The sequence below is a fragment of the Kibdelosporangium phytohabitans genome (assembly GCF_001302585.1).
GTDB classification, from domain to species: Bacteria; Actinomycetota; Actinomycetes; order Mycobacteriales; family Pseudonocardiaceae; genus Kibdelosporangium; species Kibdelosporangium phytohabitans.
The window spans coordinates 8,118,427-8,139,567 of record NZ_CP012752.1 but is presented as its reverse complement, the minus strand read 5'-3'; the positions used below and the strand labels follow the sequence as shown (position 1 = coordinate 8,139,567).

At 70.1% G+C, this 21,141-nt stretch carries 19 protein-coding genes; 14 read left to right on the top strand and 5 right to left on the bottom strand.

The features are described from left to right. Nucleotides 1-3: 3 nt before the first annotated feature. From carB to AOZ06_RS36655, 8 genes are all read left to right on the top strand, one after another. Nucleotides 4-3,330, top strand: a complete 3,327-nt coding sequence (carB, locus tag AOZ06_RS36690) for a carbamoyl-phosphate synthase large subunit (RefSeq protein ID WP_054293574.1) — start codon at nt 4-6, stop codon at nt 3,328-3,330. Then, nucleotides 3,327-4,163, top strand: coding sequence for an orotidine-5'-phosphate decarboxylase (gene pyrF / locus AOZ06_RS36685; protein ID WP_054293573.1), 837 nt, complete (start codon nt 3,327-3,329; stop codon nt 4,161-4,163). The genes carB and pyrF overlap by 4 nt, the downstream gene beginning before the upstream one ends. A gap of 111 nt (nt 4,164-4,274) precedes the next feature. Further along, on the top strand, nt 4,275-4,592 hold the full coding sequence (gene mihF / locus AOZ06_RS36680; RefSeq protein WP_054293572.1) for an integration host factor, actinobacterial type: 318 nt from the start codon (nt 4,275-4,277) through the stop codon (nt 4,590-4,592). 11 nt (nt 4,593-4,603) lie between these two features. Further along, nucleotides 4,604-5,215, top strand: coding sequence for a guanylate kinase (gene gmk / locus AOZ06_RS36675; RefSeq protein ID WP_054293571.1), 612 nt, complete (start codon nt 4,604-4,606; stop codon nt 5,213-5,215). Continuing rightward, the gene (gene rpoZ, locus AOZ06_RS36670; RefSeq protein WP_033390145.1) at nt 5,212-5,493 is read left to right on the top strand and encodes a DNA-directed RNA polymerase subunit omega; all 282 of its coding nucleotides are present in this window, start codon (nt 5,212-5,214) and stop codon (nt 5,491-5,493) included. The genes gmk and rpoZ overlap by 4 nt, the downstream gene beginning before the upstream one ends. Nucleotides 5,494-5,522: 29 nt before the next feature. Then, nucleotides 5,523-6,743, top strand: coding sequence for a bifunctional phosphopantothenoylcysteine decarboxylase/phosphopantothenate--cysteine ligase CoaBC (gene coaBC / locus AOZ06_RS36665; RefSeq protein ID WP_054297186.1), 1,221 nt, complete (start codon nt 5,523-5,525; stop codon nt 6,741-6,743). Nucleotides 6,744-6,794: 51 nt separating this feature from the next. Beyond that, entirely contained in the window at nt 6,795-8,000 is a 1,206-nt protein-coding gene (gene metK / locus AOZ06_RS36660; protein WP_054293570.1) for a methionine adenosyltransferase, read from the top strand. A 108-nt stretch (nt 8,001-8,108) separates the two neighbouring features. Then, nucleotides 8,109-10,142: a primosomal protein N' gene (locus AOZ06_RS36655; RefSeq protein ID WP_225953602.1), complete on the top strand. Its 2,034-nt coding sequence runs from the start codon at nt 8,109-8,111 to the stop codon at nt 10,140-10,142. Nucleotides 10,143-10,144: 2 nt separating this feature from the next. Here the strand turns inward: AOZ06_RS36655 and AOZ06_RS36650 are convergent, their stop codons facing one another. The 3 genes from AOZ06_RS36650 to AOZ06_RS36640 form a co-directional block, all read right to left on the bottom strand. Beyond that, entirely contained in the window at nt 10,145-10,561 is a 417-nt protein-coding gene (locus AOZ06_RS36650) for a pyridoxamine 5'-phosphate oxidase family protein (RefSeq protein WP_054293568.1), read from the bottom strand. 80 nt (nt 10,562-10,641) lie between these two features. After that, nucleotides 10,642-11,361 (bottom strand): hypothetical protein, encoded by a 720-nt coding sequence (locus tag AOZ06_RS36645; RefSeq protein ID WP_157233449.1) that lies wholly within the window; start codon nt 11,359-11,361, stop codon nt 10,642-10,644. Then, a complete protein-coding gene (locus AOZ06_RS36640) occupies nt 11,358-11,957 on the bottom strand; it encodes an RNA polymerase sigma factor (RefSeq protein ID WP_054293566.1) in 600 nt (199 codons plus the stop codon). The genes AOZ06_RS36645 and AOZ06_RS36640 overlap by 4 nt, the downstream gene beginning before the upstream one ends. 135 nt (nt 11,958-12,092) lie before the next feature. Between AOZ06_RS36640 and AOZ06_RS36635 the strand changes: the two genes are divergently transcribed. Then, nucleotides 12,093-13,232, top strand: coding sequence for a carboxylate-amine ligase (locus tag AOZ06_RS36635; RefSeq protein ID WP_054293565.1), 1,140 nt, complete (start codon nt 12,093-12,095; stop codon nt 13,230-13,232). Nucleotides 13,233-13,238: 6 nt separating this feature from the next. After that, complete coding sequence (locus tag AOZ06_RS36630) at nt 13,239-13,460, top strand: RNA-binding S4 domain-containing protein (protein WP_054293564.1); 222 nt, start codon at nt 13,239-13,241, stop codon at nt 13,458-13,460. A 52-nt stretch (nt 13,461-13,512) separates the two neighbouring features. On the opposite strand, the gene AOZ06_RS36625 is transcribed toward AOZ06_RS36630, so the two are convergent. Beyond that, a complete protein-coding gene (locus tag AOZ06_RS36625) occupies nt 13,513-14,088 on the bottom strand; it encodes a sigma-70 family RNA polymerase sigma factor (RefSeq protein WP_054293563.1) in 576 nt (191 codons plus the stop codon). A 74-nt stretch (nt 14,089-14,162) separates the two neighbouring features. Then, nucleotides 14,163-15,677, bottom strand: a complete 1,515-nt coding sequence (locus tag AOZ06_RS36620) for a PucR family transcriptional regulator (protein ID WP_054293562.1) — start codon at nt 15,675-15,677, stop codon at nt 14,163-14,165. A gap of 125 nt (nt 15,678-15,802) precedes the next feature. Here AOZ06_RS36620 and AOZ06_RS36615 point away from each other — a divergent pair, with 125 nt between their 5' ends. From AOZ06_RS36615 to AOZ06_RS36600, 4 genes are read left to right on the top strand one after another with little or no spacing between them, the layout of a single operon-like run. Continuing rightward, entirely contained in the window at nt 15,803-17,233 is a 1,431-nt protein-coding gene (locus AOZ06_RS36615) for a sodium:solute symporter family protein (RefSeq protein WP_054293561.1), read from the top strand. Further along, a complete protein-coding gene (gene speB, locus AOZ06_RS36610) occupies nt 17,230-18,168 on the top strand; it encodes an agmatinase (protein ID WP_054293560.1) in 939 nt (312 codons plus the stop codon). Before AOZ06_RS36615 ends, speB begins: the two co-directional genes overlap by 4 nt. Continuing rightward, nucleotides 18,165-19,766 carry a thiamine pyrophosphate-binding protein gene (locus tag AOZ06_RS36605; RefSeq protein WP_054293559.1) on the top strand — a complete coding sequence of 534 codons (1,602 nt, stop codon included), beginning with the start codon at nt 18,165-18,167 and terminating at the stop codon, nt 19,764-19,766. Before speB ends, AOZ06_RS36605 begins: the two co-directional genes overlap by 4 nt. Further along, nucleotides 19,763-21,106, top strand: a complete 1,344-nt coding sequence (locus tag AOZ06_RS36600) for an aminobutyraldehyde dehydrogenase (RefSeq protein WP_054293558.1) — start codon at nt 19,763-19,765, stop codon at nt 21,104-21,106. Before AOZ06_RS36605 ends, AOZ06_RS36600 begins: the two co-directional genes overlap by 4 nt. Nucleotides 21,107-21,141 lie beyond the last annotated feature (35 nt).

Here is a 21,141-nt window from a genome sequence, read left to right as displayed (position 1 = left end):
CAGATGCCCAAACGGACAGACATCAAGCACGTGCTCGTGATCGGCTCCGGTCCGATCGTGATCGGGCAGGCGTGCGAGTTCGACTACTCGGGCACCCAGGCCTGCCGCGTGCTGCGGGAGGAAGGCCTGCGGGTCAGCCTGGTCAACTCGAACCCGGCGACGATCATGACCGACCCGGAGTTCGCCGACGCCACCTACATCGAGCCGATCACGGCCGAGTTCGTCGAGAAGGTCATCGCGGCCGAACGCCCCGACGCGATCCTGGCCACCCTCGGCGGCCAGACGGCGCTGAACACGGCCGTCGCGCTGCATGAGCGCGGTGTGCTGGAGAAGTACGACGTCGAGCTGATCGGTGCCGACATCGACGCGATCCAGCGCGGTGAGGACCGGCAGAAGTTCAAGGACATCGTCGCCCAGATCGGCGGCGAGACCCCGCGCAGCCGCGTCTGCCACTCGATGGACGAGGTCCGCGAGACCGTCGCCGAACTCGGCCTGCCCGTGGTCATCCGGCCGTCGTTCACCATGGGCGGGCTCGGCTCCGGCATGGCGCACACGCCGGAGGAGCTGGAGCGGCTGGCGTCGTTCGGCCTGGCCGAGTCGCCGGTGACCGAGGTGCTCATCGAGGAGAGCGTGCTCGGCTGGAAGGAGTACGAGCTCGAGCTGATGCGCGACCGGCACGACAACGTGGTGGTCGTCTGCTCGATCGAGAACATCGACCCGATGGGCGTGCACACGGGCGACTCGGTGACCGTCGCGCCCGCGATGACGCTGACCGACCGCGAGTACCAGCACATGCGGGACGTCGGCATCGACGTGCTGCGCGCGGTCGGCGTCGACACCGGCGGCTGCAACATCCAGTTCGCCATCAACCCGCAGACCGGCCGCATGGTCGTCATCGAGATGAACCCGCGCGTGTCGCGGTCGTCGGCGCTGGCGTCCAAGGCGACCGGGTTCCCGATCGCCAAGATCGCCGCCAAGCTGGCCATCGGCTACACGCTCGACGAGATCCCCAACGACATCACCGGCGAGACCCCGGCGAGCTTCGAGCCGACGCTGGACTACGTCGTGGTCAAGGTGCCGCGGTTCGCGTTCGAGAAGTTCCCCGGCGCGGACAAGACGCTGACCACCACGATGAAGTCCGTCGGCGAGGCGATGTCGCTCGGCCGCAACTTCACCGAGGCGCTCGGCAAGGCGCTGCGCTCCATGGAGACCAAGGCCGCGGGCTTCTGGACGACGCCAGACCCGGCAGACGCCACCCTCGAGTCCACATTGGAACAGCTGAGGGCCGGGCACGACGGCAGGCTGTACACGGTCGAGCGCGCGCTGCGGCTCGGCGCGTCGGTCGAGCAGGTGCACGAGGCGTCCGGCATCGACCCGTGGTTCGTCGACCAGATCCTGTCGCTGATCGAGCTGCGTGCCGAGATCACCGACGCCGCCGTGCTCGACGAACCGTTGTTGCGCAGGGCGAAACGCGCCGGCCTGTCCGACCGGCAGGTCGCCGCGCTGCGGCCGGAGCTGGCGGGGGAGGACGGCGTCCGCACGCTGCGCCACCGCCTGGGCATCCGGCCGGTGTTCAAGACCGTGGACACCTGCGCGGCCGAGTTCGCCGCGAAGACCCCGTACCACTACTCGGCGTACGAGTCCGACCCGTCGGCGGAGACGGAAGTGGCGCCGCAGCGCGAGAAGCCCAAGGTGCTGATCCTCGGCTCCGGGCCCAACCGCATCGGCCAGGGCATCGAGTTCGACTACTCGTGCGTGCACGCGGCCATGGCGCTGCGTGCCGACGAGTACGAGACCGTGATGGTCAACTGCAACCCGGAAACCGTGTCCACCGACTACGACACGTCCGACCGGCTGTACTTCGAGCCACTGACCTTTGAGGACGTGCTGGAGGTCGTGCACTCCGAGCAGGAGTCCGGCACGGTCGCAGGTGTGATCGTCCAGCTCGGCGGTCAGACCCCGCTCGGTCTGGCCCAGCGCCTCGCCGACGCGGGCGTCCCGGTGGTCGGGACGCCGCCCGCGGCGATCAACCTGGCCGAGGACCGCGGTGCGTTCGGCGAGGTGCTCACCGCCGCCGGTCTGCCTGCGCCGCAGTACGGAACGGCCACGTCGTACGAGGGCGCCAAGCGGATCGCGGACAGGATCGGCTACCCGGTGCTGGTGCGACCGTCCTATGTGCTCGGCGGGCGCGGCATGGAGATCGTGTACGACGACTCCACGCTGGCCGACTACATCGCCAGGGCCACCGAGGTCTCGCCGGAGCACCCGGTCCTGGTCGACCGGTTCCTCGACGACGCCATCGAGATCGACGTCGACGCGCTGTGCGACGGCGATGAGGTGTTCATCGGCGGCGTGATGGAGCACATCGAGGAAGCCGGTATCCACTCCGGCGACTCGTCGTGCGCGCTGCCGCCGATCACGCTGGGCCGGACGGACTTGGAGAACGTCCGCCGGTCGACCGAGCTGATCGCCAAGGGCGTCGGCGTGCGCGGCCTGCTCAACGTGCAGTACGCGCTCAAGGACGACCAGCTCTACGTGCTGGAGGCCAACCCGCGCGCGTCGCGGACGGTTCCGTTCGTGTCCAAGGCGACCGCGGTGCCGCTGGCCAAGGCCGCCGCGCGGATCATGCTCGGCACCACCATCAAGCAGTTGCGGGACGAGGGCATGCTGCCGCCCTCCGGTGACGGCGGCGAACTGCCGTCGGACGCGGCGGTCGCGGTCAAGGAGGCCGTGCTGCCGTTCCACCGCTTCCGCACGCCGGAAGGGCACGGCGTGGACTCGCTGCTGGGCCCGGAGATGAAGTCCACCGGCGAGGTGATGGGTATCGACACCTCGTTCGGCAAGGCGTTCGCCAAGTCGCAGACCGCCTCCTACGGCTCGCTGCCCACCTCGGGCCACGTGTTCGTGTCGGTGGCCAACCGGGACAAGCGCGCGATGATCTTCCCGGTCAAGCGGCTGGCCGACCTCGGGTTCGAGATCATCGCCACCCAGGGCACGGCGGAAGTCCTGCGCCGCAACGGCATTCCGTGCGCGGAGGTGCCCAAGCACTTCGAGGCGCCAGTCGGGTCGGTGCGCAACGCGGTGAGCGTGATCCTCGGCGGCGAGGTGGTCATGGTGATCAACACGCCGTACGGCAACAGCGGGCCCCGTGTGGACGGTTACGAGATCCGCACAGCCGCCGTGGCGCGCGACATCCCCTGCGTGACCACGATTCAGGGCGCCGCAGCGGCCGTGCAGGGCATCGAGGCCCTGATCCGGGGTGAGATCAACGTCCGGCCGTTGCAGGCTTTGCAAGAGGCCCTGAAGGCGCAGACAGGAGGCAAGGCGTGACGGAGTCGTTCGGGGCCAGGCTGACCGCGCTCGTCTCGCGGCGCGGGCAGCTCTGCGTCGGCATCGACCCGCACCCTGGCCTGCTGGAGCAGTGGGGCCTGGCCGACACGCCCGACGGGCTCGAGCGGTTCGCCATGACCTGCGTCGAGGCCTTGGCGGGGGAGATCGCGGTCCTCAAGCCACAGTCGGCGTTCTTCGAGCGCCACGGCTCCAAGGGCATCGCGGTGCTCGAGCGGGTCATCGCGGAGTCTCAGCAGGCGGGCGCGCTCGTCCTGCTGGACGTCAAGCGCGGCGACGTCGGCTCGACCATGACGGCCTACGCGGCGGCGTACCTGACCGACGGGTCGCCGCTCGCGGCGGACGCCGTAACGCTGTCGCCCTACCTCGGTTTCGGTTCTCTCGAACCCGCTTTGCAGGCAGCGGAGAAGTCCGGGCGCGGTGTTTTCGTCCTCGCCCTGACCTCGAACCCTGAGGCGCCGGAGGTGCAGCGTGCGCTCAACGGCCCACGCAGCATCGCGCAAACGGTCGTGGACGCTGCCGCCGAACGCAACGCCGGAGTTCGGCCGATCGGGGGAATCGGTCTCGTTGTCGGGGCGACCATCGGGTCGCTCGGCGTGGACCTGGGCGCACTCAACGGACCCCTGCTGGTGCCCGGCTTCGGGGCACAGGGGGGCACGTTGTCCGATATCCGGACAATCTTCGGGAATTCCCTGCGTAACGTGCTTCCCACGTCGTCGAGAGGGGTACTCAAAGCGGGCCCGGATGTGTTCGCGCTGCGTAGCGAGGCTCTCCGGACTCGTGACGCGATCGTGTCGGCCGCGGGTCACCATTGATGTACCACGCGTGATCTGCGCAGGATCGCAGACCCACGTTGTCCTTGACCCGGGCGTGTCGGTACGGTCGCCAGCACCCGATCCGGAAACACCCACCCCACGGAGGAAATCGTGGCCCTTCCCCAGCTGACCGAGGAGCAGCGGGCCGCAGCGCTGGAGAAGGCGGCTGCTGCTCGTCGGGCCCGGGCTGAGCTCAAAGAGCGCCTGAAGCGAGGCGGCACGACCCTCAAGGACGTGCTCGCCCAGTCCGACAGCGACGAGGTCTTGGGCAAGATGAAGGTCACCGCCCTGCTGGAAGCTCTCCCCGGCGTCGGCAAGGTGCGTGCCAACCAAATCATTGAGCGGTTGCAGATCGCCCCAAGCCGCCGCCTCAGGGGTCTCGGCGACCGGCAGCGCAAAGCGCTGCTCGCCGAGTTCAGCGGCGAGTGACTGGCAGTCACTTGAGTGCAGGCGAGCCGGGGACGGGTGTGCGCGCCCGGCCCCGGCTCACTGTCGTGTCGGGCCCGTCCGGTGTCGGCAAGTCCACTGTGGTGGCCGAGCTGCGCAGGATGGACCCGACTGTCTTCTTCAGCGTTTCGATGACCACCCGCAACCAGCGGCCAGGAGAGATCGACGGCGCCCACTACCACTTCGTCGACCGTGCGCGGTTCGACGAGCTGGCCGGGCGTGGCGAGTTCCTCGAATGGGCCGAATACGCGGGAAACTGCTACGGCACACCCCGTCAGCCGGTGCTCGACGCACTGGCGTCGGGCAAACCGGCCATTCTGGAAATCGAGCTGCAGGGCGCGCGGCAGGTGCGTGTCGCGATGCCCGAGGCTCAACTCGTCATGCTGGTCCCGCCGTCGTGGGAGACCCTCGTCGGCAGGCTGACCGGTCGTGGCACCGAGGATCCCGAGGTGGTCAGGCACCGCCTGGCCGTCGCGGAGAAGGAACTGGACGCGCAGGGCGAGTTCGACGCGCTGGTGGTGAACACCGACGTGAAGCAGGCCGCGGCCGAGTTGCTAACCTTGATGACTGGTACCGCTGTCCGAAAACCCTGGAGTTCCTCTTGACCACCGAGCTGGGCGCACTTGGCGAGCCGACCACCAACCTGGAAGGCATCACCAACCCGCCGATCGACGACCTGCTTGACAAGGTCAGTTCGAAGTACGCGCTGGTGATCTACGCCGCCAAGCGCGCTCGTCAGATCAACGACTACTACGCGCAGCTCGGTGAGGGCCTGCTCGAGTACGTCGGCCCGCTCGTCGAGCCGGGCCCGCGGGAGAAGCCGCTGTCCATCGCGCTGCGCGAGATCCACTCCGGCCTGCTCGAGCACACCGAAGGCGAGTGACCACCCCGGCTCACGGCCGCCCCCGGGTGGTGCTCGGGGTCGGCGGAGGCATCGCCGCCTACAAAGCCTGTGAAGTCCTGCGCCGGCTGACCGAGTCCGGTCACGACGTGCAGGTGCTGCCGACCGAGTCGGCGCTGAACTTCGTCGGCAAGGCCACTTTCGAGGCGTTGTCGCACAACCCCGTCTACACCGGTGTCTTCGAGGACGTTCCCGAGGTGGCGCACGTCCGGATCGGCAAGCACGCCGATCTGGTCGTCGTCGTCCCCGCGACCGCGGACCTGCTGGCCAGGGCCGCGCACGGGAACGCCAACGACATGCTCACCGGCACCCTGCTGACCGCGCGGTGCCCGGTGCTGATGATCCCGGCGATGCACACCGAGATGTGGGAACACCCCGCGACACGCGACAACGTCGCGTTGCTGCGGTCCCGCGGCATCGTGGTCACCGAGCCCGCCAGTGGCCGGCTGACCGGCACCGACACCGGCAAAGGCCGCCTGGCCGACCCCGTCGAGATCGTCGACATCGCCCGGCTGCTGCTGGCCCGTGCCGACGCGCTGCCCCGTGACATGGAGGGCAAGCGGGTCGTGGTGTCCGCCGGCGGGACACGCGAGCCGCTGGATCCCGTCCGCTACCTGGGCAACCGTTCGTCGGGCAAGCAGGGCTACGCCCTCGCGCGGGTTGCCGCGCAACGCGGCGCGCAGGTCACGCTCGTCTCAGCGCACACGGTCGCGTTGCCCGAACCCGCGGGCGTGGACGTCGTGAACGTCGGAACGGCGCTGGAACTGCGGGAAGCCATGCACAAGGCCGCCGCCGACGCCGACATCGTGGTGATGGCCGCCGCGGTCGCCGACTTCCGGCCGGTCAGCCTGGCCACCCACAAGATCAAGAAGACCGACCAGGACCCCGACCCGGTCGCGCTCACCCGCAACCCGGACGTGCTGCGCGAACTCGTCGTCGCCCGGTCGGACGGGAAGTTCGACCCGTACATCGTCGGGTTCGCCGCCGAGACCGGTGACGAGAGCGGCGACGTGCTCACGCACGCGCGTGCCAAACTCGCCCGCAAGGGCTGCGACCTGCTGGTTGTCAACGCCGTCGGCGACGGGAAAGCCTTCGAGGTCGAGGACAACGCCGGGTGGCTGCTCGCCGCGGACGGCTCCGAAAGGCCTATCGCACTGGGTTCGAAGGCGCAAATGGCGGCCGGTATCTGGGACTTCGTCATGAAGTCGAGCACTTCTCGAACGGTTGGCTGAATCCTTCAGTAGTCTGATCCATGCAGCTCATCCGTGATGAAGTGAGGGGTAATGGCACAAAACAAGGCCAGCCGGCTGTTCACGTCGGAATCGGTCACGGAGGGGCACCCGGACAAGATCTGTGACGCGATCAGCGACTCGATCCTGGACGCCCTGCTGCGCAAGGACCCACGTAGCCGCGTCGCCGTCGAGACGATGGTGACCACCGGCCAGGTGCACGTCGCCGGTGAGGTGACCACCGAGGCGTACGCGGACATCCCCGCGATCGTGCGCGAGAAGATCCTGGAAATCGGCTACGACTCGTCGGCCAAGGGCTTCGACGGCAACTCCTGCGGTGTGAACATCGCGATCGGGTCGCAGTCGCCCGACATCGCGCAGGGCGTGGACACCGCGTACGAGTCCCGTGTCGAGTCGGCCGACGACGAGATCGACCGCCAGGGCGCCGGTGACCAGGGCCTGATGTTCGGCTACGCGTGCAACGACACGCCCGAGCTGATGCCGTTGCCGATCGCCCTCGCGCATCGGCTCTCCAAGCGGCTGACGAAGGTCCGCAAGGACGGCGTGCTGCCGTACCTGCGCCCGGACGGCAAGACCCAGGTGACCATCGAGTACGCCGGTGACCAGGCCGTGCGGCTGGACACCGTCGTGGTGTCCTCGCAGCACGCCGAGGGCATCGACCTGGAGCGGCTGCTCGGCGTGGACATCCGCGAGCAGGTCATGGAGCCGGAGTTCGCGGACCTGACCCTGGACACGTCGAACGTGCGCCTGCTGGTCAACCCGACCGGCCGGTTCGTGATCGGTGGCCCGATGGGTGACGCGGGCCTGACCGGCCGCAAGATCATCGTCGACACGTACGGCGGCATGGCGCGGCACGGCGGTGGCGCGTTCTCCGGCAAGGACCCGTCGAAGGTGGACCGCTCCGCGGCGTACGCCATGCGGTGGGTCGCCAAGAACGCGGTGGCGGCGGGCTTGGCCACGCGCGTCGAGGTGCAGGTGGCGTACGCGATCGGCAAGGCGGCCCCGGTCGGCTTGTTCGTGGAGACCTTCGGGACCGAGGTCGTCGACCCGACCAAGATCCAGGAAGCGATCGCGCAGGTGTTCGACCTGCGTCCGGCCGCGATCATCCGCGACCTGGACCTGCTGCGGCCGATCTACGCGCCGACCGCGGCGTACGGCCACTTCGGCCGTCCGGAGCTGGACCTGCCGTGGGAGCGCACGGACCGCGCGGAGGCGCTCAAGCAGGCCGCCGGTCTCTGAGCAGTTCTTCGAAGTGAAACGGCGCGGGCCGCGAGGCCCGCGCCGTTTCGCTGTTTGAGGTCCTCGTCGAGGGCGAGGCCGCGCATGACCTGCGAAGCCCGGGCGGAGATGGTCATGGCTCGAGCCTCTGGTAAACCTCAGTGCGTGGTCAACGCGAGCAAGCCGAACAAAGGCGAACGGCACCCGGCTGCCGCCCTTCCGGTTGCCCGTGTCTACGTCGACGTGCCGCTGGCCCACCTCGACAAGACGTTCGACTACTTGATCCCCGGGCAGCTGGACGAACAAGTGGTGCCCGGCTGCCGGGTGCGCGTGCGGTTCTCCGGCAGGCTCGTCGACGCCTACGTGATCGAACGCGCCGCGGAGTCCGAGCACCCGAAGCCGATGTTCCTCGAGAAGGTCGTCTCGTCCGAGCCGGTGCTGGCCCCGCAGATCGCCCAGCTGGCCAGGACCGTGGCCGACCGGTACGCGGGCGCGATGATGGACGTGCTGCGGCTGGCCATCCCGCCACGGCACGCCCGCGCCGAGTCGGCGGCCTCGCCCGATCCGGTCGACCTGGACCCGCCCGCTGAGACCGGATGGGGCCGCTACCCGCGCGGACCGGCTTTCCTGGACGCGCTGAAAGCGGGCCGCAACGCGCACGCGGTGTGGCAGGCGCTGCCGAACGACGACTGGTCGCGCAGGCTGGCCGAGTTGGCGGTGACGGTGGCGGCGACCGGCCGTGGCGTGGTCATGGTCGTGCCCGACTACCGTGACGTGGCCCGTTTGCACGCCGCGTGCCTTGAGCTGGTGGGCAAGGCACACGAAACGGCCGTTGTCGCGCTGGAAGCCGGTCTGGGCCCGTCCACGCGGTACAAGCGCTGGCTGGCGGTCCTGCGGGGCTCGGCGCGGATCGTCCTCGGGACCCGGGCGACCGCGTTCGCGCCGGTCAAGGACCCGGGACTGGTCGTCATCTGGGACGACGGGGACGACTTGCACGCCGACCAGCGTTCGCCGTACGCCCACGTGCGTGAGGTGCTCACGCTCCGGGCGCACCAGACGGGCGCGGCGATGGTGATCGGTGGGTACGCCCGGACGGCGGAGGCACAGCTGTTGCTGGACACCGGCTGGGCGCACGAGGTGATCGCGGCCAGGGACGAGGTCCGCAAGTCCGCGCCCCGCGTGACCGCGATCGGCGAGACCGACGTCCAACTGGCCAGGGACCCGGCCGCCCGCGCGGCCCGGCTGCCCTCAGTCAGCTTCGAAGCCGCGCGCAACGCTCTCGCGGCGGGCGCGCCGGTTCTGGTGCAGGTGCCGCGCCGGGGATACGTCCCCGCGTTGGCGTGCGCGCAATGCCGTGCGCCCGCACGGTGTCGCCGGTGCGCGGGCCCGCTCGCGCTGCCAGGTGGGCACGATGACGGTGTGGCGCGTCCGGCTGCCTGCCGGTGGTGTGGTGCCGCCGAAGCTGCTTTCCGTTGCGGCAACTGCGGATCACGACGTCTCAGGGCTGTTGTCGTCGGCTCCAAGCGAACCGCGGAGGAACTGGGCCGAGCGTTTCCCGGCGTGCCCGTGCGCACGTCAGGCGCGGACGAGGTCCTTGCCACGGTGTCCAGCGCGCCCACGCTCGTGGTCTGCACGCCAGGGGCCGAGCCGGTCGCTGACGGCGGGTACGGCGCCGCGCTTCTGCTCGACAGCTGGGCTTTGCTCGGCCGTGCCGACCTGCGTGCCACCGAGGAGACCCTGCGCCGGTGGATGGGCGCCGCCGCGCTGGTGCGGCCGGGAGTCGACGGCGGGCGCGTGGTCGTCGTGTCGGAGTCCGCGTTCGCGCCGGTTCAGGCGCTGGTGCGGTGGGACCCGGCCTGGCACGCGGAACAGGAACTGGAAGCACGTACCGAACTGGGTTTCCCACCGGCGGTGCGGATGGCCTCGGTGGACGGCTCACCGGACGCGCTGGCGGAATTCCTCGACCACCTCGAACTGCCGGAGTCGGCCGAGATCCTCGGCCCGGTACCGATCGGCGAGAAGAACGAGCGCGCTTTGGTTCGCACGCCACGGGCCGACGGCCGTGCGCTCGCGGCGGCGCTCACCGTGGCGCAGAAGGAACGCACAGCCCGCAAGCTGCCGGAAACCATCCGCGTCCGGCTCGACCCGCTGGAACTGGTCTGACGTCAGATCGAGTAGCGGCGCACCGTCTCCGGGTGGAGGACGAACCGGACCAGGTCCATGTCCACCATTTCGGCGAGGGCGCCGGCGTTGGCCTGGTTGTCGAGGTCCCAGTAGCGGGCGCCCAGACGTGCACACAACTCCCGCGCGCCGTCGGGTTCCACCGTGACGCGACCGGCGACCGCCACCCAGCGTTCGGGCTCACCCACCGGGGCGGCGACGACGATGGAGGCGTTCGGGTCACGGCGCAGTGCCCGCAGTTTGGGCGAATCGGCCACCGAGAACGCCTGGAGCGTGCCCTCGTCGGTGGCCTCGAACCACACCGGCCGCGGCTGCGGCGGGACGGGCCACCCGGCCACGGTCAGGAATCCGTGCAGCGGGCGGCGCAGGAACTCGAGGTCCTCGGCGGTCAATGTGGTCATGGTGCCGATTAGACATGACAAGAACGGCACACGCCCATCGGCGGGATTCCGGCGCGCATGTGCGTCCGTCCGGCCAACGCCTAACTGCCGTTTTCCTGGCGGACGAGCCGCGGCGGGATGGGACCGAACGTGTGCGCGGTTTCGTGGACGGCCTCGACCTTGACCCCGGGACCGACGGCGACACCCAGCCGGGCCACGAAAAGCCCGTCGGACACTTCCGGTTCGGCGGTCACGGTGTTGTCCGGTGCCACGGTCACCCGCAGGTCGAAGCTCCGCCATCGCGGGTCGGTCACTCCCGCGACAGTTCCGTTGGCGGTCGCGAACAACACGCCAGTCGTCGTCGTGCCCGCGTTGGCGGGGACGGCATCGGGATCGGAGACGTTCACCGCCGTCGTTGTCGTCTCGCAGAACAACGGTTTACCCGCGACCCTCGCCGAGGTGACTGTCACGCCGTTGACCTCCGACGTGGCCACGGGTTTCCACTGTGGACGGATTGGCACGGCGCGGACGGCCAAGGCCGCCGCGTAACAGCGGTCCAGCTGCGCCTCGGCAGGCGACGGCTCCGAACCGACGCCCATCGCCGCGCGCATCTGGTCCGGGGCATGGGAAACGTTCTGTGCGAAGACAACCGAGCCTGCCACGAGCACCGCCGCGACACAGGTGGCGGCGACGACCGGCACCCGGATGTGGCTCCGCCGTGGCTGCTTCGGCCTGTCCAGCTCGCTCCACAGCCTGCGGCGCAACCGATCGCGGACGTCGGAAGGCATGTCCCGCCGGGGTGGCATGGGCTGGCGGATCACGAGCTCTCTCCCAACAGATCGTCGCCGAGCGTACGGCGCAGGCGGGCACGGGCGCGGGAGACCCGGGAACGGATGCTGACTTCCTCGAGGCCGAGCAGTTCGGCCGCCGCGGCGATGGACACCTCACCGACCAGGCACAGCTCGGCAGCCTGGCGCTCGGCCTTCGGCAGCTTCGCGATCGCCGCGAGCACCAGGCGCATCCGGCCCTCACCATCGACTTTCTCGGCAACGGACTCCGCGTGGTCCTCGACCGTGTCGGCGGCCGGGATCCGGCGGAGCAACCTCGTGAACCGCCCCGCGCTGCGGAACTCCGTGCGCGCCAGGTTACCCGCCACCGCGTACAGCCACGGCAAGGCGCTGTCGCGCACCAGGGTGACCTCGTGCAGCTTGCGCCACGCGGTCAGAAACGTCATGGACGTCAGGTCTTCGGCCAGTGACCACGAACCGGTCAGCCGGAACGCGTGGTTCCACACGGCCTGGGCGTGCCGCTCGAACAGCTCGCCGAACGCCGCCTTGTTGCCGGAAGCGGCCCGTTGCCACAGCGCAGCGTCGCCGTGCGTATCCGCGTGCGGATCAGCCTGCAGACTATTGGTCACATCTGTCTTATGTCCGGACCCGGTGACAACGTTGCATACCCGAATCTCTCAGTCGGTTCAGCCCAACGCCGCATGCGGTGTGGTGGGGCGGACTCATAGGGTCGATGGGTAGGACAGCCGTCACTGGAGGCAGGCGTGAGCGAAGCCCAGCTCGGCACCCGGCACCACCTGTCGACCGCGGCGGCGGTGGATCTGCTGACAGTGGGAGTGGAGGAGGAATTCCTGCTGGTGGACAAGGAATCGGGCTGGTTGGCCGACCGCGCGCCCGACGTCCTGTCGGACATCGGCGGCCACGAGCACGACCTGCAGGCTGAAATCGCGTTGAGCCAAGTGGAATCGGCCAGCGGGATCTGCGTGAGCATGACGGATCTGCACCGGCAGCTCAGCGACGCCCGCCGGGTGCTGGCCGACGAGGCGGAGCGGCACGGGTCGTGGCTGATCGCGTCGGGTACGCCGGTTCTCGGCCACGGCAGGCCCAACGCGTTGACGCCGTTGCCGCGCTACAGCCGGATCACCCGCGAATTCCGTGCCCTGACCGGGGATCTGCCGGTGTGCGGGTGTCACGTGCACGTCGGCCTGCCGGACGACGAAGCCAGAATCCTGGTGTGCAACCACCTTCGCTACTGGCTGCCGACGCTGCTCGCGATCGGCGCGAACTCCCCGTACGCCAACAACACCGACACGGGTTACGCGAGTTGGCGGTACCTGATGTGGAGCCGCTGGCCCTCGGCGGGAGCACCGCCGTGGTTCGACTCGGCCGCGGACTACTACGCGGCCCGTGAGCGCGTCATCGCCAGCGGTGCCGCGCTGGACATCGGCATGCTCTATTGGGACGTAAGGCTTTCCGCTCATCAGCCGACAGTCGAGCTCCGGGTGAGCGACGTGGCACCGACACCCGCCGACGCGGTCCTGCTGGCCGCGCTGGTGCGCGGGATCGCGGCGACCGCGCTGGCTTCGGGCGCACGGGGCCGCGAGGTGCCGCAGCACTTGCTGCGCCCGGCGTTGTGGCGTGCCGCGCGTGACGGACTGGAAGGCCTCGGTGTCGACCTCGTGACCGGGCACCTGGCTCCGGCCGCGGACCTGGCGGGGGCGCTGGTGCGCTGGATCCGCCCGGCGCTGGAGGTCGCCGGCGACTACGAGCTGGTCGACGAGTCGCTGGCCAGGCTGGTGCTGGACGGGTGCGGTGCCGCGCGGCAGCGCGCGGCGTTCGCCAGGTCCGGGTCACTGGATGAGGTGGTGAGGTTCCTCGGCGCGCAGACGAGGTCGGTACGCTGAGCGGCGATGAGCATCCGTGACGTACCGATCCGCGACGAGTCGATCCGGCTCGGCCAGTTCCTGAAACTGGCCGGCCTCGCTGAAGACGGCGGGCACGCGAAGGAGTTGATCGAGACCGAGGACGTCACGGTCAACGACCAGGTCGAGGTGCGCCGCGGCAGGCAGCTGCGGCACGGCGACGTGGTGGCGGTCGACGGCCGCAGCGCGCGCCTGGTGGCTGGGAGTTAGGTCGTGTCTCGAAGTCCCCGGTCGATGGGAGCCGGGGGCTGTGAGACACGACCTAGACTAGTTCGGCGATGTCGACCGTCCGCCGCAAGCGGGTCAACGCCCTGTGCTGCGCGACGCGGACGGCACCGGCTGTCGAACCGACCGCGGCGGCTGTCTCCTCGGCCGACAGCCCGACGATGATCCGCAGCACCAGGATGTCGCGTTGCCGTTCGGGCAGGCTGCCCAGGATGTCGTTGATCTGTCTGGCGGACTCGCCCTGCAGCACGTGCTGCATCGGGCTCGCCTCGACCTCCTGCGAGTCGGGGATGTCCGCGACCGGTTGCTCACGGTTACGGGCGACGGCGCGGTGGGCGTCGGCGACCTTGTGAGCGGTGATGCCGTACACGAACGCCAGGAACGGCCGTCCCTGGAACTCGTAACGTGGCAGTGCGGTGAGAACCGCGAGGCAAGCCTCCTGCGCGATGTCGTCGGCCGAGGTGTAGGAGCGTTCACCTCGGCCGACGCGAGCGCGGCAATAGCGCACGACCATGGGCCGGATCGTCGTCAACAGCCGGCCGACCGCTTCAGGGTCGCCGTTGACCGCCGCCGGCACCAGGGCGTCGAGGTAGTTGACCAAGTTCGTAGCCATCGCGGTCAATCCTCGTTCGTGGCGCCGGTCACCGACAGTGCCGGAAGACTTCGGCGGATTTGTGACTTTCGGCCCTACTGGGGATCCGGCCAGTCCTGCGGCAGCCAGTTCACCGCGTACCAGAGGTCCATCCGGTGCTGTGCCTGTGACAGGTCGACGTGCAGCGCGCGCTCGATCTGCCCGATCCGGTGCCGGACGCTGTTGCGGTGCACGTCCAGCGCGACGGCGCTGCGGTCCCAGTTGCCGTGATTGGCCAGCCAGACGCGCAACGTCTCGACCAGGTGCGCTGGGCCGGGTGACCGGATCTCGGCCAGCGGTGCCAGCGTCCGGCGCGCGAACGCCCGCGCCTGCGCCGGGTCGATCAGGGAGGACACGCTCTCGGACTCGTTGTCCGCACTGACCGGGTGGCCCGCCGCGGCGGCACGGCGGCGGAGCGCGACCGCCTCGCGTTCGGCCAGCCGCAGATCCGCGGCGCCGACGACTCCGCTCATGCCGACCAGCCAGCCGCGTTTGTGCAGCGTCTCCAACGCGGCCGCCGAGGGAGCCGAACGGGCCGACACGACCGCGCGGAAACTCCCGCCGGCCAGGTCGACCAGGGGAGTGCCGAGCAACTGCACGAGCTGCCCGAAGCCGCCGTCGGCGTCGGCTCGTTGCCGCCGCCGCACGTCGACGCCCGCCAGGACGCGGTAGTCCTGACCGGCTCGGTTGTCCAGCAAGGCGGCGAGCAGGTCCCCGGTCGATTCCGCGGCCGAACCGGCGGCCAGCAGCAGCCGCGCCGCCAGGCGGTACGCGTGCCCACGGGAGGTGTCGGTGTCCCGTTGCAGCAGGCCGAGCATCGCCAGCGCCATGGCGACGACCGCGCGGTCGGCCACGCTGAACGACCGGTTGCGCCCGACGACGAGCACCGACGACCGGTCCACCGGGTGCAGGACGACGTGGTCACCGCCGACGTTGGTGCTGGCGCTGCGCGGACCGGAGCCGCTGCGCAGCCGTTCCGCCAGCGACAGCAGGTCGTCACCCGGTTCAGGCGCCAGGCCGGACCGGGTGACGACCGAGCTGTCGGAATCCAGCAGCATGGCCCAGCCGGTGAGGGACGTGGCCAGCGAGCGGACCGTGGTCTCGATCGGCCGTGGACGGGTCGCGGCACGCGTCAGGTTGCGCTGGCTGTCGGCGATGATCCGCAGTTCGGTGTTCTGCGCCTCGGCGAGCGCGTTGCCCACGGCCTGGCTGACGGCGAGGAACGGGGTGCGTTCCGGCACGACGACCAGCGGCAGGTCACGGTCACGGCACGCCTTCACGAGTTCCTTCGGCACCGTGTCGTACACCGGTGTGACGCCGAAGCCCAACGCGCTCACGCCCGCGTTGATCAGGCCTTCGACGTACGCGTCGATCTCCGCCGGCGTCCGCGGGAAGTTCACGCCCGCGGTCAGCAGCAGCTCCTGGCCGAGCAGGTACGGGATCGGGTCGCGCAGCTCGCTGACGTGCGCCCAGCAGATCGGCCGGTCGAGCCGCGACTTGCCCGCCTTCACCTCGAGACCCAGGTCGGCACGGCTGACCAGCGTCCGCAACGGGATGGTCCGGAGCACCACGGCGCGCCTCCCCGAGTCGATTCGTCCAACGACACCTGGCCAGATTGTGCAGAACAACCTCTGAACGAGACCAGAGGCGGCTCTCTACGGTGACCGGAACGAAACGCCACGCGTAGGAGATCGACATGGCCCTCGACAACGCAGTGATTGTGGCCTACCTGCTCGGCATGGTCGCGATGGGGTGGTGGGGCATGCGCCGCGCGACCACCAAGAGCGAATACCTGGTGGCCGGGCGGCGGCTGGGTGGCCCGATGTACTCGGGCACGATGTCCGCGATCGTCCTCGGCGGGGCGTCGACCGTCGGTGGCGTCGGGCTGGGCTACAAGTTCGGCATCTCCGGCGCGTGGCTCGTGCTCGCGATCGGCCTGGGCATCCTGTTGTTGTCGGCGGCGTACGCGCGGCGGATCCAACGGCTGCGGGTGTACACCGTCTCCGACATGCTCGACATCCGGTACGGCGGGTCGTCGGCCGCCGTGTCCGGCGTGGTGATGTGGGCGTACGCGCTGATGCTGACGGTCACGTCGCTGGGCGCGTCCTCGACGATCTTCAAGGTGCTGTTCGGGTTCGACCGCTGGTCGAGCATCCTGCTCGCGGGCGGGATCGTGGTGCTGTACTCCGTGCTCGGCGGCATGTGGTCGATCTCGATGACCGACATCGTGCAGTTCGTCGTCAAGACCGTCGGCATCCTGTTCCTGCTGCTGCCGTTCGCGCTGGCCAAGGCGGGCGGGTTCGAGGGCATGCGGCAGCGCCTGGACGCGGCGTACTTCGACTTCACCGCCATCGGCGGCGACACGATCGTCACCTACCTCGTGGTCTACACGCTGGGCCTGCTGATCGGGCAGGACATCTGGCAGCGGGTGTTCACCGCGCGCACCTCCGCCGTGGCCACGTGGGGCGGGATCACGTCCGGTGTGTACTGCGTGATCTACGCGTTCGCCGGTGCGTTGATCGGGATGGCGACCAAGGCGCTGTACCCGGACCTGTCCAGCCGCGACGAAGCGTTCGCGACCGCGGTGGAGAACCTGCTGCCGATGGGTGTGCGCGGCCTGGTCCTCGCCGCCGCGCTCGCGGCGCTGATGTCGACCTCCAGCGGCGCGTTGATCGCGTCGTCGACGGTCGCCGCGAACGACGTGTGGCCGCGCCTGGTGAAGCGGGCAGCGGCGAGGGACGACGTGCACTCCAACCGGATGTTCACACTGGTGCTTGGTGTGGTGGCCATCGTGGCCGCGATCCTGATCGAAGGCGTGGTCGCCGCACTGACCGTGGCCTACAACCTGCTCGTCGGCGGGCTGCTGGTGGCGATCGTCGGCGGGATGGCCTGGAAGCGCGGCAACCGGCAGGGCGCGCTGGCCTCGATGATCACGGGCGCGGTCACCGTGGTGATCGTGATGTGCACCGCCGGGCTGGAGGCCAACGAGGTCATCTACTACGGCCTCGGCGTCAGCCTCGTGTCCTACGTCCTGGTCAGCCTGCTCACGCCGCCGACCGACGCAGCCGTACTCGACCACTGGAACAGCCGTGTCAACGGCGAGCACAAGGAGGAAGGCCCCGCATGATCGGTCCGGTCGACAGCTCGAAGGTGCCCAGGTACGCCGGGCCGGCCACGTTCGCCCGGCTGCCCAGGCTCGACCAGGTGGACAAGGCCGACATCGCGGTGGTCGGCGTCCCGTTCGACACCGGCGTCTCCTACCGTCCCGGTGCCCGGTTCGCCCCGGCCGCGGTGCGTGAGGCCAGCCGCCTGCTCCGGCCGTACAACCCCGGGTTGGACGTGTCACCGTTCGAGCGCGCGCAGGTCGTGGACGCCGGTGACATCGTGGGCAACCCGTTCGACATCGGCAAGGCGATCACCGAGATCTCCGAGCAGGCAACCGAGTTGCTGGACACCGGCGCGAAACTGGTGACGGTCGGCGGCGACCACACCATCGCCCTGCCGTTGCTGCGTTCGGTCGCGGCCAAGCACGGACCGGTGGCGTTGCTGCACTTCGACGCCCACCTGGACACGTGGGACACGTACTTCGGAGAGCCGTACACGCACGGCACGCCGTTCCGGCGCGCGGTCGAGGAAGGCATCCTCGACACGTCCGCGCTGTCGCACGTCGGCACGCGCGGCCCGTTGTACGGGCGCGCCGACCTGTCCGAGGACGCGCGGCTCGGGTTCGGGATCGTCACCTCGGCCGACGTGATGCGCCGAGGCGTGGACGAGGTGGTCGAGGCACTCCGTGACCGCATCGGCAGCCGCCCGGTGTACGTGTCGATCGACATCGACGTGCTGGATCCCGCGCACGCACCCGGCACGGGCACGCCCGAGGCGGGCGGGATGACCAGCAGGGAACTGCTGGAGATCCTGCGTGGCCTGGCTGGGCTGAACCTGGTGTCCGCGGACGTCGTCGAGGTGGCGCCCGCGTACGACCACGCCGACATCACGTCGATCGCCGCCTCGCACGTCGCCTACGACCTCGTCTCGCTGCTGGCCATGGGTGTGGGCGAATGAGCCGGACCGGCGGTGACCTGGTCGTCGAATCGCTCGTCGCCCTGGGCGCCCGGAACGTGTTCGGGTTGCCGGGGCAGCACGCGCTCGGCCTGTTCCACGCGTTGCACCGGTCGTCGTTGCGGTACTTCGGCAGCCGCACGGAGGTCAACGCCGCGTTCGCCGCCGACGGCCACGCCAGGACGACCGGCGAGGTGACGCCGTTGCTCGTCTCGACCGGCCCGGGTGCGTTGCAGACGTTGGCGGGCTTGCAGGAGGCAGCCGCGTCGAGCGTGCCGGTTCTCGGGATCAGCAGCCAGATCCCGTCGGCGGGCCTGGGCGGTGCGCGGCGCGGATACCTGCACGAACTGCCCGACCAGCAGGCGAGTTTTCGTGACGTCGTCAAGCACACGCGTGTGGTGCGTGCGGCGTCGCAGATCCCGTCGGCGATCGCGGAGGCGTGGCGGATCGCCGCGAGCGCGCCGACCGGCCCGGTGTGGCTGGAGATCCCCCAGGACGTGCTGCTGGGACCGGCCGGGGTTCCGGTCGTGACCGGCCTGTCCGCGGCGCCTGTCCCGCTGGCCCCGCGGGCGGAACTGCTCGCCGAGGCGGCGAAGCTGCTGCAGGAGGCGCAGCGGCCGGTGATCCTCGCCGGCGGCGGTGTGGTGCGCGGCGGAGCCCAGCCGCAACTGCTGGAACTGGCGGGGAAACTCGGCTCGCCCGTGGTCAGCACGTTCGGCGGCAAGGGCGCTTTCCCCTGGGAGCACGAGCTTTCGCTGCAGTCCTGGATGGAGGACCGGCACACCACCGATGTGCTGCGGGACGCGGACGTGCTGCTGGTCGTCGGATCCGGCCTCGGTGAACTGTCGAGCAACTACCGCACCTTCCGGCCACGCGGCCGGATCGTGCAGATCGAGGCCGATCTGGGCAAACTGGAAGCCAACCACGGCGCACTGGGCATCCACGCCGACGCCCGGCTGGCGCTGCGGGCGCTGATCCCGCTCGTGCGGCAGCGGGACGCGGTCGTACCGGATCTGCTCACGAAGGTGCGGGACCGGCTGGACAGCCAGGACCTGGCGGTGGAACGCGACGTGCTCGCCGGTGTCCGGGACGCGTTGCCGGATGACGCGCCGAGCTTCTGGGACATGACGATCCTGGCGTACTGGGCGTGGTCGGCCTGGGACCCGAGGCAAGCGGCGATGCACACCGCCCAAGGCGCGGGCGGTCTCGGCTACGCCTACCCGGCCGCGCTCGGCGCGGCATCCACTGTGGACGGACCGGTGCTCGCGGTCTCCGGTGACGGCGGCGCGATGTACGGACTGTCCGAACTGGCCACAGCCACGCAGTACGACCTGGACGTGACGTGGCTGATCGTGGACGACGGCGGCTACGGCATCCTGCGCGAGTACATGGCCGGCGCGTTCGGCGAGACGAACGGCACCGAGCTCACCCGGCCCGATTTCGTGGCGCTGGCCGAATCCTTCGGCGTACCGGCCGTCCGGACGACCCCGGACCGGCTGCGGGCCGACCTGGCCGAGGCGCTGGCGGGCCGGGGACCGGCAGTCGTCGTCCTCCCGGCGCTGCTGCGGATGTTCGCACCGACCCACCTGGAGCAGCGATGACCAGCATCGACCTCGTCGACCCGGCGACCGGCGAGACGTTCGGCACGGCACCGGCCTGCCGCGAATCCGAAGTGGACGCGGCCGTCCAGCGCGCGGCCACGGCGTTCACGACGTGGCGCAGGAGCACACCGATGCGGCGGCAGGCCGCACTGCTCGCCATCGCCGACGCCATCGAGGCCGGCGCGCACGAACTCGCCGACCTGGAGTGCCGGGAGACCGGCAAGGACCGGGCGGTCGTGCTCGACGAGGAGATCCCGCAGTCGGCGGACGTCTTCCGCTTCTTCGCAGGCGCGGCCCGCACGATGCCCGGCGCCGCGACAGGGGAGTACCTCGACGGGCACACCTCCAGCCTCCGGCGCGAACCGATCGGGGTGATCGCCCAGATCACACCGTGGAACTACCCGCTGATGATGGCCGTGTGGAAGATCGCGCCCGCGGTCGCCGCGGGCAACACCGTGGTCGTCAAACCCGCGGACACCACGCCGTCGAGCACGGTCCTGCTCGGCGCCCTGGCGTCCCGGCACCTGCCGGAAGGCGTGGTCAACGTGGTCACGGGCGACCGGGACACCGGCAGGCTGCTCGTCACGCACCCGATCCCCGCGATGGTGTCGATCACCGGCTCCACCCGGGCGGGGATCGAGGTGGCCCGCGCGGCGGCGGACACGGTGAAACGGACACACCTCGAACTCGGCGGCAACGCCCCGGCCCTGGTGTTCGACGACGCCGACGTGGCCGAGGCGGCCGACGGGATCATCGCCGCGGCCTTCTACAACGCAGGCCAGGACTGCACGGCGGCCTCACGGGTGCTCCTGCAGGACCGCGTGCACGACGAGTTCGTCGCGGCGCTCACTGTCCGTGCCGAAGCGGCCAGGACCGGCCCGCTCAACAGCGCGGCCCAACTGGAACGCGTCACCGGCCTGGTCGACCGGCTGCCAGGGCACGCCGTGGTCCACTGTGGAGGCAAGCGGCTCGGCGAGCGCGGGTTCTTCATGGCACCGACCGTGATCTCCGGGCTGCGCCAGTACGACGAGATCGTCCAGGAGGAGGTGTTCGCCCCGGTCGTCACGGTCCAGCGGTTCACCACCGAGCAGGACGGCGTGACCAGCGCGAACGGCGTCCCGCAAGGCCTGGCCTCCTCGGTGTGGACAGCCGACGCCACCCGCGCGGCCAGGGTGGCGGTCGAGCTGGACTTCGGCTGCGTCTGGGTGAACACGCACGGCCCGCTGGTCCCGGAGATGCCGCACGGCGGGTTCGGCCGGTCCGGGTACGGCAAGGACCTGTCCACGATCGGGCTGGAGGACTACACGCGCGTCAAGCACGTGATGACCCGCTCGGCTTGAGATCGTCCCGCGCTCGGGGCAAAGTGGGCCACCTC